This window comes from Bacillus ndiopicus (assembly GCF_000612805.1).
GTDB classification, from domain to species: Bacteria; Bacillota; Bacilli; order Bacillales_A; family Planococcaceae; genus Metasolibacillus; species Metasolibacillus ndiopicus.
This window is the reverse complement of the sequence record NZ_HG964405.1, coordinates 511912-527423: the sequence shown is the minus strand read 5'-3', so window position 1 is coordinate 527423 and position 15512 is coordinate 511912. Positions and strand designations below refer to the sequence as shown.

Here is a 15512-nt window from a genome sequence, read left to right as displayed (position 1 = left end):
AACCCGCTGATATATTTGAAAAGTCGCTGATTTCTTTACTTAACCCGCTGATATTTTCACACAAAAAAGCTATCCCAAATTGAGATAGCTCTGTTTCATTATAATGGAATATTCCCATGCTTTTTATATGGGCGGTCTTCATGCTTTGTTGATAGCATATCTAATGCTTGAATTAGCTTAATACGTGTTTCGCGTGGGTCGATAACATCGTCTACCATACCGCGAGATGCTGCTACGTATGGGTTGGCGAATTTTTCTTTGTACTCTTCGATTTTCGCTGCACGTGTAGCTTCCGGGTCACTTGATTTGGCGATTTCGCCCGCATGAATAATGTTTGCTGCGCCTGCTGCCCCCATTACTGCGATTTCTGCGTTTGGCCAAGCGAATACAAGGTCTGCCCCAATCGCTTTGGAGTTAAGTGCAACATATGCACCACCGTACGCTTTACGTAAAATCACCGTAATTTTCGGTACTGTCGCTTCTGAGTATGCGTATAAAATTTTCGCACCATGACGAATAATACCACCGTGTTCCTGCTTAACACCTGGGAAGAAGCCTGATACGTCCTCAAATGTAATAACAGGTACGTTGTAAGCGTCACAAGTACGAACAAAGCGAGCTAGTTTATCTGATGAGTCGATGTCCAGACCTCCAGCTAAAAACTTCGGTTGATTACACACTAAGCCTACAGATTCGCCTGCAATGCGTGCAAAGCCGACTACGACGTTTTTTGCAAACTCCTTCTGCACTTCCATAAAAGATCCTTCGTCAACAACAAGCTCAACTACTTTGCGCACATCATAGGATTTCGTTTGGTCGATTGGCACAACATCCACTAGCTCTGAGCGGTATTCGTCGCCTGCTGTGTATGCTACTTTCGGTGCCTTTTCCTTATTATTTTGTGGTAAATAGCTTAAAAGCTGCTGAATTTGTTGTATTGCCTCTTCTTCATTCGGCGCGCGGAAATGAGCGTTACCGCTAATTGTATTATGCACCTTTGAGCCGCCTAAGCCTTCAGATGAAATCTTCTCACCTGTTACCGTTTCAATAACTTTGGGCCCTGTAATAAACATTTGTGACGTTTTATCAACCATTAAAATAAAGTCAGTAATTGCTGGTGAATATACAGCTCCACCCGCACAAGGTCCCATAATAACAGAGATTTGCGGGATGACACCTGAATAAATAGAGTTGCGATAGAAAATGTGACCGTAGCCATCTAATGAAAGTACGCCTTCTTGAATACGTGCACCGCCTGAATCATTAATTCCGATAAAAGGTGTACCATTTTTCGCCGCTAAGTCCATTACCGCTGCGATTTTTTTCGCATGCATTTCACCAAGTGCTCCACCAAATACCGTAAAATCTTGTGCGAATAAATAAACGTTACGTCCATTAATTTTTCCGAAACCTGTAACAACCCCATCGCCAGGTCCCTCTAAATCTGCCATACCAAAGTCGATTGTACGATGCGTAATAAATGGATTGATTTCCACGAATGTTCCTTCGTCTAACAGCAGGCTGATGCGTTCGCGAGCAGTCAATTTCCCCTTTTCATGCTGCTTCTCAATACGCGCATCGCCACCTCCTAATTCAATAACACTTTTACGATCATAAAGCTCATGAATTTTATCAAACATATCAATTGTTGTCGTCATCATTATTCCCCTTTTCCACTTTTATCGCATAACTCATAAAGCACACCGAATGAATCTTTCGGATGCAAAAATGCAACTTCTGCCCCGCCAGCACCTGGCCCAGGCTCCTCTGACAGCAGTCGAACGCCTTTTTCGCGCAGCTCTGCCATGCGCTCACGAATATCCGTTACACCAAACGCGATATGATGAATGCCTTCTCCACGCTTTTCTATAAAGCTATGAATCGTACTCTTTTCACTCATTGGTGCTAAAAGCTCTAGCTTGACATTGCCAGCATCAATAAAAGCGACTTTCACTTGCTGAGAAGCAACCTCTTCTATTTTTAATAAAGTTAAGCCTAGTGTTTCGGTGTAGTATGTAATGCGCTCCTCTATATTTTTCACAGCAATTCCAATATGATCTACTTTTTTCATCGAATTAATATCCCCTCTACTATCAATTGTGCTTGAGAAATTTGAAAGATTTGATAAACTAAATACAGACATATTTAAGGAGCGATTAGAAATGAGCAATAAAAAATTTCAAAAAATCGTAGTTTACTCAATGGTTGTGATTATGTTAGTTTCAACAATCGCAATGGGTATTGCTGCTATTATGTAAAAGGGTTGCTTTTATAGCACCCTTTTTATTTTCGCAAGCCCGCAAAAGACTGTTTAATGGCTAAATATTTCTCCATTTCCTCGATACATTGATAGAGTGCCGCCATTGCTAGAAAATTTTGATGGTCTGTTGGTAAAGGCATCTGTGCAAATTTCACCTTTACTGCATCTAGCTTTTCAATAAAATGGCTAGCTGTATTTCCTGAATGAACGTGCTCACTTAAATCCTCCATAAAAACAGCAACCACTTCCGCTTGTTGTACTATAACAGGCAAAGCAGTAATCTTCGGTAAAATTCGCTCAATAATTTCAAGCTGCTGCTCTCGCATATCAAAATATACATAATATGAATTACTTTTACGCGTTAAGTGGTTTTCGACATCCTGGAAAGCAAGTGCTTTAGCTTTATTAATAACAGTCGCTGCTTCAATCAGCTCATTCCCATCCCATAATGTGTCCCCATTCCTTAAATATTGCGCAATTTCAGAAAATATTTTTTGGTAATACGCCTCAATTTGTAGACGATATTGATCTAGCTTTGGCTGAATATCTGGCATATACATATTTACTGCTAGCCCTACGCCATAGCCAATAAGCATTAAGCTTATTTCATTTTGTAAAAGAGCCATTGAAAAATGCCCGACTGAATAAATATGCAAAACGATTACAGCACTTGACACAAAGCCTGCTGTAACGTGAAATGATACGAGCAAAGGAATAAAAACAATGAACATTAGTCCTAGCATAACTGGGTGATAGCTAATAAGATCAAAGCATAGCCATGCCAAGAGCATCCCCACTATACTAGCAACAAATCTTGTGTAAACAGCATGAACAGATTTTCTTTTTGTTGGTTGGATACATAAAATCGTTAAAATACCTGCTGACGTATAAAATTGTAAATCGAAAAAATGTGCGATAGCAATAGCAAGTGCAGCGCCAACCGCCGTTTTTAACGTACGGTAGCCAATGGAAAATTTCTTCATCGCCCTAAGCTCCTCTTATGCATGAAAAGGGAGGCTGCTCATGCAGAACAGCCTATTTTCACCTCAGTAAATCGTTCGTAAAATCACTATTTTACGAGCTTATACTTCTTCGCAGTACTCTTCGAAATTACCTTGTAAGTTCAATACAACAGACATTGGGTCATGCCCTTCGATTTCATAGCGTCCAACTTCTGCGACAACCTGTCCATCTTTCAATAATACAAATGATGGAGATGATGGCAGATGGTCTTCACCAAAGTGATAACGAGCTGCTGCAGTTGCCTCTTTATCTTGGCCTGCAAAAACCGTTACTAAATAGTCGGGACGTTTATCATAATGAACTGCCTGTGTTGCTGCTGGACGTGCAATACCGCCTGCACAGCCACACACTGAGTTCACCATCACTAATGTCGTACCTTGGCGAGCAAATGCTGACTCTACCTCTTCAGGTGTACGTAATTGTTCATAGCCTGCCGCTTCCATTTCAGCGCGAGCTGTTGTTGTAATTTGTTGCATAAATAAATCGTAATCCATGTTCATAATTGTATTCGCTCCTTTCATACTATTTCATAATAGCAAGACAGTTAGCGTTATGCAAAGAACTGATTTTCTATCTGCCTATTTATTTTTCAAATAGTTTGTTGACACCTTGTGTAACGGTTAATTTGCCTTGCAAAATCGCTTCCTCAAGCTTGTTTACCTGCATTTTGTTGTCGGCATTTTGATAAAAGGAATCGTGTAAATGGTCCATAATCATTGCATGGAACCAATCGCGTGTTTGCTCATGGCGGCGAACCATCCAATAATTTGAAGCATGTACCTTTTCCTGAAATTCTCGGATCATTTGCCACGTTTCCTGTAGACCTGTTTTTGCATGCGAGGAAACGGCAAGCGCTGTACTCAGCCAGCCAGGTGTGGCAGGCTGTAAAAAGTGTAGTATTTGCTTATATTCCTGCACTGTTTTACGTGCCGGGCGAATATTATCACCATCGCTTTTATGAACAATAATACCGTCTGCTAGCTCCATAATGCCCTTTTTCATTCCTTGTAGCTCATCGCCTGCGCCTGTCAAAACAAGTAATAAAAAGAAATCAACCATGCCACGCACGTACGTTTCGCTTTGCCCAACCCCTACTGTTTCAATTAAAATGACGTCATAGCCTGCTGCCTCACAAACAAGCATCGTTTCACGTGTTTTTTTATGAACGCCACCTAATGTGCCAGCACTTGGTGAAGGTCGAACGAAGGCGTTTGGCTTGCGCACAAGCTCCTCCATCCTTGTTTTATCACCCAGAATGCTGCCACCTGAAATAGAGGAGCTCGGATCAATTGCTAAAACCGCTACCTTTTTGCCCATCTCACATAACATAGAGCCAAACGCTTCGATAAAGGAGCTTTTCCCAGCACCAGGTACACCTGTAATGCCGATACGAATGCTATTTCCTGTATAAGGAAGCAGCTCCTGTAATAAGCTTTGTGCCTGCTGCTTATGCGTAGCATTGGAGCTTTCAATAAGCGTAATCGCCTTTGACAAGGAGGTGCGATTTCCAGCTCGCACCTCTTGGGACAACGCAACAACATCAAGTGTATCTTGCTGTTTTTTACGGAATTTTTTGGGCGTGCCATAACTCATGCCATCATGACCACCTTTCACACCATCCATTACAAAAAGCGCACTTTGTTGCTCCGAGCTTTTTTTCATTACTCCGCCACTTCCTCGTAGCCTAGACGCTTATAAATTTCCTCAATAATTTTTTGCGCTGAAACAGGAATGACTGTACCAGGCCCAAATATTGCAACGGCACCTGCCTCATATAGGAACTCGTAATCCTGTGCTGGGATAACACCACCACAAATAACGATAATATCTTCACGACCTAGTTTTTTCAGCTCACCTACCAGTTCAGGGACAAGCGTTTTATGACCGGCTGCTAAAGATGATACGCCTACACAGTGTACATCGTTTTCGACAGCCATTTGCGCTGTTTCCTGCGGTGTCATAAATAATGGTGAAATATCGACATCAAAGCCTAAATCAGCATAGCCAGTCGCTACAACTTTAGCGCCGCGATCATGACCATCCTGCCCCATTTTCGCTACTAAAATACGTGGTCGACGTCCTTCGTTTTCAAGGAATTCCTCCGTCATTTGCTTCACTTCATTAATTTGTTCCTCATCTGAGAAGTTTGATGAGTAAACGCCTGAAATTGAGCGGATAATCGCTTTATGGCGACCCGATACCTTTTCAATAGCATCCGAAATTTCTCCAAGTGATGCTCGTGCACGCGCAGCGTCTACTGCAACTGCTAACAAGTTTTCTTCACCTGTTTGCGCTGCTTTTGTAAGTCGTGCTAAATGCTTTTGTACTTCCTCTTCATTACGATTTGCCTTTATTTTTTCTAAACGCTCGATTTGCTGCTGACGCACAACTTCATTATCAATATCTAAAATATCAATCGGCTCTTCCTCTGCTAAACGATATTTATTCACACCAACAATCGTTTCTGTCTTCGAGTCAATTTTCGCTTGACGCTTTGCCGCAGCTTCCTCCACCTTCATTTTTGGCAAGCCTGTATCGATTGCTTTCGCCATACCACCAAGCTCTTCAATTTCCTCAATTAAAGCCCAGGCTTTTTCCGTTAACTCCTCAGTTAGCTTCTCAACATAATATGAGCCACCCCATGGGTCAATTACTTTCGTCATACCTGTTTCTTCCTGTAAAAATAGCTGTGTATTACGTGCGATACGTGCCGAGAAGTCTGTTGGCAATGCAATCGCCTCATCAAGCGCATTTGTATGCAAGGACTGTGTATGCCCCATTGCCGCTGCGTTCGCTTCTATTAAAGTACGCGTCACATTGTTGAACGGGTCTTGCTCAGTTAGTGACCAGCCTGATGTTTGTGAGTGCGTACGAAGTGCTAATGATTTCTCGTTTTTTGGATTGAAAGTCGACATCATTTGAGCCCAAATACGGCGTGCTGCTCGCATTTTAGCAATTTCCATATAGTAGTTCATACCAATCGCCCAGAAGAAGGATAGACGCGGTGCAAAGGCATCAATATCAATCCCAGCCTTCAAGCCTGTGCGCACATATTCCAAGCCATCTGCCAAAGTGTATGCAAGCTCGATATCATTTGTTGCACCCGCTTCTTGAATATGGTAGCCAGAAATCGAAATCGAGTTAAATTTGGGCATAAATTTCGCTGTGTATTCAAAAATATCAGCGATAATTTTCATTGACATTGCTGGTGGATAAATATACGTATTACGCACCATATATTCCTTTAAAATATCGTTTTGAATCGTTCCTGCAAGCTGCTCTGGCTTAACGCCCTGTTCTTCCGCCGCAACGATATAAAACGCTAATACAGGTAATACTGCCCCGTTCATCGTCATGGATACGGACATTTGATCCAGTGGAATGCCGTCGAACAAAATTTTCGCATCCTCTACAGAATCAATTGCTACACCTGCTTTTCCGACATCACCTGTTACACGAGGGTGGTCAGAATCGTAGCCACGATGTGTCGCTAAATCGAAGGCAACTGATAGCCCCTTTTGCCCCATCGCTAAATTGCGTCGATAAAAAGCGTTCGATTCTTCCGCTGTCGAGAAACCTGCATATTGACGAACTGTCCATGGGCGCGCAACATACATCGTTGGATAAGGGCCGCGCGTATTCGGCGCAATACCTGCTACATCCTGTAAATGCTTAGCGTCTTGCGTATCTTTTTTCGTATAAACATTTTTCACTTCAATGCCTTCATTTGTCATAAATGTACTTGTAGCTTGTAGCCCTTCTTCTACTAGTACATCCTCGATGACAACCTCTTTAAAGTTAGCATTCATCATTGTACCTCCTTTAAGCTTGCCATCACTGTATTCAGCTTTTCAATAATATTCTGACCAGCAAAAATAAAGCCATTTAATCCATCTGCTAGCCATACCTGTTCTTCATCTTTAAATTTCCCAGCTACATCTAGCAGTTGTTTTTCTTGTTTCGTCTGTAATAAAGCTGGTATTAGTTGCTTTGTATCATCATCTGTCGCTGCAACGACAATATAATCATAATCAGTAGCTGCTAGCCAACGTTCAGCCTCTTCAATCGTTGTGATTGCACTAGATTGTTCTAGCGTAACACCTGCTGTTGCGAAAAAGCCTGCGACAAAATCTGCACGTGCTTTGAAATTTTTCAATTCACCAAATGTTAAAATAGCCATCTTGGCATTTAATTGCGCATAGTTTTCACGCACTTTTTCAAATGGTAGCGCTAGACGTTTTACATCGCTAAATTGCTCATTTATTTCAGAAGCGATTTCATCAACTGGGTTTGCATATATATTCGTTCCAATTAAAGAAGCTTTTCGTGTTTCAACTTGTTGAATGCGCGTTTTGTACACGTCCTCAATTTTTGCTTGCATATTAAATGCTTCAAGTCCACCAGCGTCCTCAATTTGTAAAAATAGCTGCCATGCTTCATTTACTAAATCTGCTGTTAATGATTCTACAAAGTAGGAACCTCCTGATGGATCGACAACATTCAATACATTTGACTCTTCAACAGCTACAAGTAAGACGTTGCGCGCGATGCGAATCGATTGCTCAGTTGGCTTTGTTAATACGTCGTGTGGATGTACTGTGAAAACATCAACACCGCCAATTATACCAGCAAACGCTGCGTTGCCCGCGCGCAATAAGTTGACGTATACATCCAGCTTAGAAAAGCTGCGAACTGATGTTTCAGCTACGACTGGTACAGCAATCGCCTCTGCACCCAGTCCTTTCGAAAACGCTTTCCATAAAACTTTAAATGCACGTATTTTAGCAATTTCCATAAAGAACTGTGTATCAATCGCAAAGCTAACAAAGAATTTTTGTACAAATTCCTCATAGCTTTCAGCTTGCTGTGCTAAACGACTTGCTTCTGCAAGTGCAATCGCTAGCTCTTGGACAGCACTTGCACCTTCATTATGGTATTGGACTGTATTGCTATGCATTGTACGGATATTTGGGAAATCAGACAATGCAAGCGCTTCCTTTGAAATAATAAAGCCAGTCACATTGTGCTTTTTCTTTCCATCGATTTTTGTCAATACACTTAATAAAGGATCGTTGCTATTTTGTACGATAAATTTAAATGTATATTCAGTAATATAATCCGCTATGCTCGCTAAAATGGCTTCATCCCACGCAAAAGGAACACGGCTATCAATTGTTATTACTTCATTACCGCGCGCTAAGCTATCCTGTAAATTATTTAAAAATTGCTCAGCTGTATCACCATATATTTGTTGTGCAATTTCAAATGTCTCAGAAGCCTTCATTGTACGAATTGTTGCAACTTGTTTTTCTAGTTGATTTCCCAATTTTTCAATTAAAGTAGCTTCTGTATAAAGTGGTTCTAGTGTAATGCCTTCCACCGTTTTCGTGAATAAAGATTCAAACGGCTTCCCCTTCAGCGCTTTTGTTGCCTGTTCTTGCCATTCTTTATAACTAGCTGATGCAAACTCTATATCTTTCATATATGTTGTCATGTGGTCGCTAATCAGCTTCCCCCTTTACCTTTTACTACTTTATATTTTACATGAGAAACTACTGACAATAAAGAGTAAAAATTAAAGAAAGCCCGTTATGACGGGCTTTCTTGTAGATGTCAGTAGACTGACATCGTCTCTTTATTTACATTTTCGAGTAATTCTTTTACTCTATTTAGAAATTTTCCGCAAACAAGTCCATCTAAAACTCGGTGGTCTAATGATAAACATAAATTCACCATATCACGAGCTGCGAACATATTTCCTTCCATAATGACAGGTCGTTTGACAATTGCTTCTACTTGTAAAATCGCCGCTTGTGGGTAATTGATAATGCCCATCGACTGAACAGAGCCAAATGAACCCGTATTATTCACCGTGAATGTTCCACCTTGCATATGCTCAGAGCGTAGCTTGCCTGTGCGTACTAGCTGAGACAATTCATGAATTTCGCGCGCAATACCTTTAATCGATTTTTCATCGACATTTTTAATAACTGGCACAAATAATGCATCCTCTGTAGCTACAGCAATCGATAAATTGATATCTTTTTTCTGTATAATTTTATCTCCAGCCCACATTGAATTCATCATTGGGAATTCTTTTAATGCTTGGCTCACTGCTTTCATAAAGAAAGCAAAATATGTTAAATTAAAGCCTTCATTGCGCTTAAATTCATTTTTAATAGAATCGCGGTAAGCAACTAAATTTGTCACATCCACTTCCATCATCATCCATGCATGTGGTACTTCATGCTTGCTGCGTAGCATATTGTTCGCAATAGCACGGCGCACTGCTGTCACTGGAATTTCTACATCACCAACCGCTGTTGGAATTGATGGTGCCGCAGGAGCTGGTGCTTGCTGCTGAGCAGCTTGTTGAGCAGGTGCTTGCTCCACTGCTGGTACGGGTTGTGATTGTGCAGTTGGAATTTGACCAGACGCAATAATTGCTTGTAAATCTTTACGTGTAATGCGTCCGCCTACACCGCTACCTTCAACTAACGATAAGTCAATATTATGCTCTGCTGCAAGCGTTAAAACAGCTGGTGAATAGCGCGCTTTATCGCGTGGTGCTTTCGCCTCCGCTTGCTGCGCTACAGGCTGAGATTGCGGCTCCTCCTTACGCTGTACACCTGCGTTTAAAATTGCTGCGCTAACATTCGATGTTTTTTCTGCTGGTGGCTCACTTGCTTCACCTTCTACCTCGATTGTACAAACGATTGCTCCTACAGGTAAAGTCTCTCCCTCACCAGCAATTAGCTCGCGAACGATACCAGCAAATGAGGATGGAATTTCTGCATTGACTTTATCTGTATTTACTTCTGCTAACGGATCATATTTATTCACTTTATCGCCTGGTTTTACTAGCCAGCGTTCGATTGTTCCCTCTGTTACACTCTCACCTAATTGAGGCATTACAATATTTTGAATAGCCATTATTACCCCTCCTTAAAATGCAGCAAGCTCACGCATTGCTTGCTCAACTTTATCAGGATTAATCATGAAATACTTTTCCATTGTCGGTGCGTAAGGCATTGCAGGCACATCTGGTCCTGCTAAGCGCTTAATCGGTGCATCTAGCTCGAATAAGCAGTGCTCTGCAATAATCGCTGCAACTTCGCTCATAATGCTGCCTTCTTTATTATCTTCTGTAACAAGTAACACTTTACCTGTTTTACTTGCCGCTTCGATAATCGCTTCTTTGTCTAATGGGTACACTGTACGCAAATCTAAAATATGCGCCTGAATGCCATCAGCTGCTAAGCGCTCAGCCGCTTGCAATGCAAAATGGACAGCTAAGCCGTAAGTGATAACTGTGATATCATCGCCCTCACGTTTTACGTCCGCTTTTCCGATAGGCAGTGTATAATCATCTGTCGGTACTTCGCCTTTAATTAAACGATACGCTCGTTTATGCTCGAAAAATAGTACAGGATCTTCATCACGAATCGCTGCCTTTAATAAGCCCTTCGCATCGTATGGCGTAGAAGGGATAACGATTTTTAAACCTGGTGTACCCGCGAATAATGCTTCTACTGATTGTGAGTGGTAGAGCGCACCGTGGATTCCCCCACCAAATGGCGCACGCACTACTAAAGGACATGTCCAGTCATTATTAGAGCGGTAACGAATTTTAGCAGCTTCCGATACAATTTGGTTTACTGCTGGCATAATGAAATCAGCAAATTGCATTTCAGCAATTGGACGCATACCATACATTGCGGCACCAATTGCCACACCTGCAATCGCACTTTCTGCCAATGGTGTATCCAAGACACGGTACTCGCCAAATTGGTTGTATAACCCTGTTGTCGCTTTAAATACGCCACCTTTACGCCCTACGTCCTCTCCTAAAATAAAGACGCGCTCGTCTCGTTCCATTTCTTCTTTCATCGCTAAATTAATTGCATCAATATAAGAAATAACTGCCATTATTCGCCACTCTCCTCAGCATAAACATATTTCAATGCGTGCTCTGGCTGCGCATATGGTGCTGCTTCCGCATAATCAGTTGCTTCATTTACAATAGCTGCAACTTTTGCGTTTAGCTCCTCAAATATTTCAGCTGTCGCCACGCCTGCTTCTAGTAAGTAGTTTTCAAACAATAATAATGGATCGTTTGCTTTACCTTCCGCAATATCTTCTGCTGTTCGATATTGACGATCATCATCATCCGAAGAGTGCGCAGTTAAACGATACGTTACCGCTTCAATTAAGCTTGCGCCTTCGCCACGTCTTGCACGATCTGCCGCTTCTTTCACTACTTTATACACTTCAAGCGGATTTTTCCCATCAACTGTAACACCTGGCATACCGTAGCCAATACCACGGTCTGATACTTTTGCACAGCCTAGCTGACGTTCAACAGGTACTGAAATGGCATATTGATTATTTTCCACCATAATAATAACTGGTAGCTTATGCACTCCTGCAAAGTTCGCTCCTTCATGGAAGTCACCTTGGTTTGATGAGCCTTCCCCTAGCGTAACGAATGTAATAAAGTCCTTTTGCTGAATTTTCCCCGCAAGCGCTACTCCTACTGCGTGTGGAACTTGCGTCGTTACAGGTGAAGAGCCTGTTAGAATACGATTTTTCTTTTGTCCAAAGTGCCCTGGCATTTGACGCCCACCAGAGTTTGGATCTTCAGCCTTCGCAAAAGCTGATAGCATTAAATCTTTCGCTGTCATACCAAAATGTAATACAACGCCCATATCGCGATAATATGGTGCAATATAATCTTTCGTATTATCTAATGCAAATGCAGCCCCAACTTGCGCCGCTTCTTGTCCTTGACAAGAAATAACAAAAGGTATTTTTCCAGCGCGGTTTAATAGCCACATACGCTCATCAATACGTCTTGCCATAAGCATCGTTTCATACATTTTTAGTACATCTTCATTCGTTAATCCAAGGTCTTCGTGTTTTAACATACGAACATCCCCTTTCGTAGCTTCATTTTTAATATGCTTTTGCAATAAGAAAAGCATCACGATTTACAGCATTATTATATGAACACTTTGATTTCCTATGATTTAAAAGTGAATCGCACGGCCTTCTATAGCTAATGCAGCTTCACCTATTACTTCGCTTAATGATGGGTGCGGGTGAATCGTTTGAGAAATTTCCCAAGGGCTTGCATCAAGTAATAAAGCTAGCGCAGATTCTGAAATCATATCTGTCACATGTGGTCCAATCATATGAACACCTAATAAATCATTTGTTTTGCTGTCTGCAATCATTTTGACAAATCCTTCAGCATCCCCATGTACTAACGCTTTACCGATAGCTTTAAATGGGAATTTTGCCACTTTTACATCGAAGCCTTGCTCTTTAGCTTGTGCTTCTGTTAGGCCGACACTTGATGCTTCTGGGTAAGAATAAATACAACGAGCGACATTTGGGTAGTGAATCGCCGCTGTTTTGTGCCCTGCAATATGCTCTACAGCAACAATTCCTTCATGTGAAGCAACGTGTGCTAGCTGCATACCACCGATGACATCGCCGATTGCATAAATATGACTTTCCTTCGTTTGATAGTTATCATTTACTTGAATATAAGAGCGCTCTACAACAATTTCTGTATTTTCGAGACCAATGCCTTCTGTGTTCGCCGTACGACCTACGCTGACAAGCATTTTTTCCGCATTGTACGTTTCCGTCGTATCGCCAGAAGTTGCTGTAATGGATACTTGCTCGCTAACTTTTAACGTATCTGTCTGCATACGAGCATTTACAATGATTCGAACGCCACGTTTTGTTAACGTCTTCGTCATTTCTTTTGCAATATCAGCATCTTCTGTTGGTAAAATTCGGTCACCATACTCTAAAACTGTTACCTCAACACCAAAGTCACAAAGCATTGATGCCCATTCGATACCGATTACACCACCGCCTACAATTAATATAGAAGAAGGTAGCTCTTTAAGCTCAAGTGCATGGTCAGAATTTAATATACGCTCTCCGTCAACAGGAATCCCTTCCAATGTTGCTGGCTTTGAGCCAGTCGCGATAATAACATTTGTTGGCACAAGCATTTCATTTTCGCCACCGTCAGCTAACTCGACCGAAATTGTTCCAGGCATCGGAGAAAATATAGAAGGACCTAATATACGACCTGTACCGTAATAAACATCTATTTTTCCTTTTTTCATTAAGCCTTCAATACCAGATTGTAAAGTTTTAATAATCGTATTTTTACGATTTTGCACTTTATCAAATTGCAATTTTACGCCTTCTACTTCAACACCAAAGGTTTCACTGTCCTTTGCAGTGCGATAAACTTCTGCGCTTCTTAGCAGGGCCTTACTTGGAATACATCCTTTATGTAAGCATGTACCTCCAAGCTTTGCCTGTTCAACAATAGCTGTTTTCAAACCTAGCTGTGCTGCACGAATCGCTGCAACATAGCCGCCTGTTCCGCCACCTAAAATGACTACATCATATTCATGTGCCATAAAAACATCCCCCTTTTTACAAAAAAGGAAGCAAAGATTGTCTTTACCTCCTTTTCACCTTTAAATGCTTAACGACCATTTAAAATGTTTTTTTCATTGCGTAAAAACTGACTACGAGATTTCGCAACGCGTGCGATACGATCTTCTGCTAGCTTATTAGCAGCTAAATATGTTGGCACATCTTGTTCTTTTGAAATTGTTAAAATTTTCTCGATGCTATCATAAATTGTTTCCACACGCTTCATTGCACGATCACGATTATAACCATATAGCTCGTCTGCTACATTGATTACTCCACCTGCATTAATTACATAGTCAGGCGCATAAATAATACCTTTTTCGTGTAAAATTTGTCCGTGACGGGATTCCTGAAGCTGATTGTTCGCTGAGCCAGCGATAACTTTTGCTTTAAGTTGTGGAATCGTTTCATCGTTAATAATTGCACCAAGTGCACATGGTGAGAAAATATCTACATCTTGTTTATAAATATCTGCTGGATCAACTGCTGTAGCACCAAAAGCTTCTACAACACGTTCAACAGCAGCTTTATTAATATCTGTTACAACTAGTTTGGCGCCATCTTTATGTAAGTACTCACATAACGTGTACGCTACGTTTCCTAGCCCTTGTACTGCAATTGTACGTCCTTCAAGTACATCAACTCCAAAAGCTTCCTTCGCAGCTGCCTTAATACCTAAATATACGCCATAAGCTGTAACCGGAGATGGGTTACCAGAAGAACCAAATGCTGGCGAGATACCTGTTACATAATTCGTTTCTTCATGAATTAAATCCATGTCAGTTACTGTAGTACCTACATCCTCTGCTGTAATATAGCGACCGTTTAAGCCTTGAATAAAGCGACCTAATGCGCGGAACATTTCTTCATTTTTATCTTTGAATGGATCGCCGATAATAACAGTTTTTCCTCCACCTAAATTCAAGCCTGCTGCTGCATTTTTATACGTCATACCTCGTGCTAGTCGTAATGCATCTTCAATTGCATCTGCTTCAGACGCATATGTCCACATACGTGACCCACCAAGTGCTGGTCCTAGCGTCGTATCATGAATTGCAATAATTGCCTTTAAGCCCGATTCCTTGTCTTGGCAAAAAACGAGTTGTTCATAATCATACTTTTCCATGTACTTAAAGATTTCCATTGCATATTCCCCTTTCAACTAAAAGAAAGCGTTTACTTTCTCGTATACTATACTTTTTTCTAAATTGTCACAAATTCGCCATGAAAAAAACATATATTTTCATTGCTTATTTTTACAATACGTTCAAATTCACTTTTAAGCAACAATTATTATGCAATCTATAATAATTAAGAATTTTCTAATTATTCAAACGTCACTAGAACATGGCGAAAACAGTACAATAACGCCTGTTTTCTTGACATTCCCACCTACGATTGTACAATTAGAAAGATAGAGTTAGGAGGTAGGAAAATGGCTCGAATGGCTGCATTTATTGTGCTACTAATTCCCGGATTAATGGCAGCTGCTGGCATTAAATTGATGCGTGACACATTATTCGGCGTATTAATTTCTCCAATTCCTTGGATTTGGCTCCAGTTTGTAATTGGTGTTGCTTTATTTTTAATGGGCTTCGGCTTTTTTGCAGGCTTCTTACTACACCGTGATCGTAAAAAAGGAAAAGTATCTGAACGCTGGCAAAAATAAAAATTATTTCGCTATATTGTGAATGGGAATTTTACAAAAAATTAATAATGTGCAAAGGGTGTGGGAGAGCGGATTTAACTCTGCTTTCCC

General features: G+C 41.1%; 14 protein-coding genes. 2 read left to right on the top strand and 12 right to left on the bottom strand.

The window, feature by feature from the left end:
• Positions 1 to 98: 98 nt before the first annotated feature.
• Both TY13_RS10705 and mce read right to left on the bottom strand, forming a co-directional pair.
• Entirely contained in the window at positions 99 to 1646 is a 1548-nt protein-coding gene (locus TY13_RS10705; RefSeq protein ID WP_042475884.1) for an acyl-CoA carboxylase subunit beta, read from the bottom strand.
• Positions 1647 to 1660: 14 nt separating this feature from the next.
• Positions 1661 to 2071 carry a methylmalonyl-CoA epimerase gene (mce, locus tag TY13_RS10700; RefSeq protein WP_042475361.1) on the bottom strand — a complete coding sequence of 137 codons (411 nt, stop codon included), beginning with the start codon at positions 2069 to 2071 and terminating at the stop codon, positions 1661 to 1663.
• A gap of 91 nt (positions 2072 to 2162) precedes the next feature.
• Between mce and prli42 the strand changes: the two genes are divergently transcribed.
• Positions 2163 to 2258, top strand: coding sequence for a stressosome-associated protein Prli42 (prli42, locus tag TY13_RS20715; protein ID WP_154661586.1), 96 nt, complete (start codon positions 2163 to 2165; stop codon positions 2256 to 2258).
• A 25-nt stretch (positions 2259 to 2283) separates the two neighbouring features.
• Here the strand turns inward: prli42 and TY13_RS10695 are convergent, their stop codons facing one another.
• The 10 genes from TY13_RS10695 to TY13_RS10650 all read right to left on the bottom strand — a co-directional run bounded on the left by TY13_RS10695 (position 2284) and on the right by TY13_RS10650 (position 14897).
• On the bottom strand, positions 2284 to 3243 hold the full coding sequence (locus tag TY13_RS10695) for an aromatic acid exporter family protein (RefSeq protein ID WP_042475357.1): 960 nt from the start codon (positions 3241 to 3243) through the stop codon (positions 2284 to 2286).
• Positions 3244 to 3342: 99 nt separating this feature from the next.
• Positions 3343 to 3783 (bottom strand): BrxA/BrxB family bacilliredoxin, encoded by a 441-nt coding sequence (locus tag TY13_RS10690; protein ID WP_042475353.1) that lies wholly within the window; start codon positions 3781 to 3783, stop codon positions 3343 to 3345.
• Between the two features lie 82 nt (positions 3784 to 3865).
• A complete protein-coding gene (meaB, locus tag TY13_RS10685) occupies positions 3866 to 4945 on the bottom strand; it encodes a methylmalonyl Co-A mutase-associated GTPase MeaB (RefSeq protein ID WP_042475350.1) in 1080 nt (359 codons plus the stop codon).
• Positions 4945 to 7092, bottom strand: coding sequence for a methylmalonyl-CoA mutase (scpA, locus tag TY13_RS10680; protein ID WP_154661595.1), 2148 nt, complete (start codon positions 7090 to 7092; stop codon positions 4945 to 4947). The genes meaB and scpA overlap by 1 nt, the downstream gene beginning before the upstream one ends.
• Complete coding sequence (locus tag TY13_RS10675) at positions 7092 to 8777, bottom strand: methylmalonyl-CoA mutase family protein (RefSeq protein WP_042475344.1); 1686 nt, start codon at positions 8775 to 8777, stop codon at positions 7092 to 7094. Before TY13_RS10675 ends, scpA begins: the two co-directional genes overlap by 1 nt.
• 119 nt (positions 8778 to 8896) lie before the next feature.
• Positions 8897 to 10216 (bottom strand): dihydrolipoamide acetyltransferase family protein, encoded by a 1320-nt coding sequence (locus tag TY13_RS10670; RefSeq protein WP_042475341.1) that lies wholly within the window; start codon positions 10214 to 10216, stop codon positions 8897 to 8899.
• Positions 10217 to 10228: 12 nt separating this feature from the next.
• Complete coding sequence (locus TY13_RS10665; protein WP_042475338.1) at positions 10229 to 11212, bottom strand: alpha-ketoacid dehydrogenase subunit beta; 984 nt, start codon at positions 11210 to 11212, stop codon at positions 10229 to 10231.
• Positions 11212 to 12210, bottom strand: a complete 999-nt coding sequence (locus tag TY13_RS10660; protein ID WP_042475881.1) for a thiamine pyrophosphate-dependent dehydrogenase E1 component subunit alpha — start codon at positions 12208 to 12210, stop codon at positions 11212 to 11214. Before TY13_RS10660 ends, TY13_RS10665 begins: the two co-directional genes overlap by 1 nt.
• Positions 12211 to 12312: 102 nt before the next feature.
• Entirely contained in the window at positions 12313 to 13734 is a 1422-nt protein-coding gene (gene lpdA, locus TY13_RS10655) for a dihydrolipoyl dehydrogenase (protein WP_042475336.1), read from the bottom strand.
• A 68-nt stretch (positions 13735 to 13802) separates the two neighbouring features.
• The gene (locus TY13_RS10650; RefSeq protein ID WP_042475333.1) at positions 13803 to 14897 is read right to left on the bottom strand and encodes a Glu/Leu/Phe/Val family dehydrogenase; all 1095 of its coding nucleotides are present in this window, start codon (positions 14895 to 14897) and stop codon (positions 13803 to 13805) included.
• Between the two features lie 291 nt (positions 14898 to 15188).
• Here TY13_RS10650 and TY13_RS10645 point away from each other — a divergent pair, with 291 nt between their 5' ends.
• The gene (locus TY13_RS10645) at positions 15189 to 15422 is read left to right on the top strand and encodes a DUF2627 domain-containing protein (RefSeq protein ID WP_042475330.1); all 234 of its coding nucleotides are present in this window, start codon (positions 15189 to 15191) and stop codon (positions 15420 to 15422) included.
• Positions 15423 to 15512: the final 90 nt, after the last annotated feature.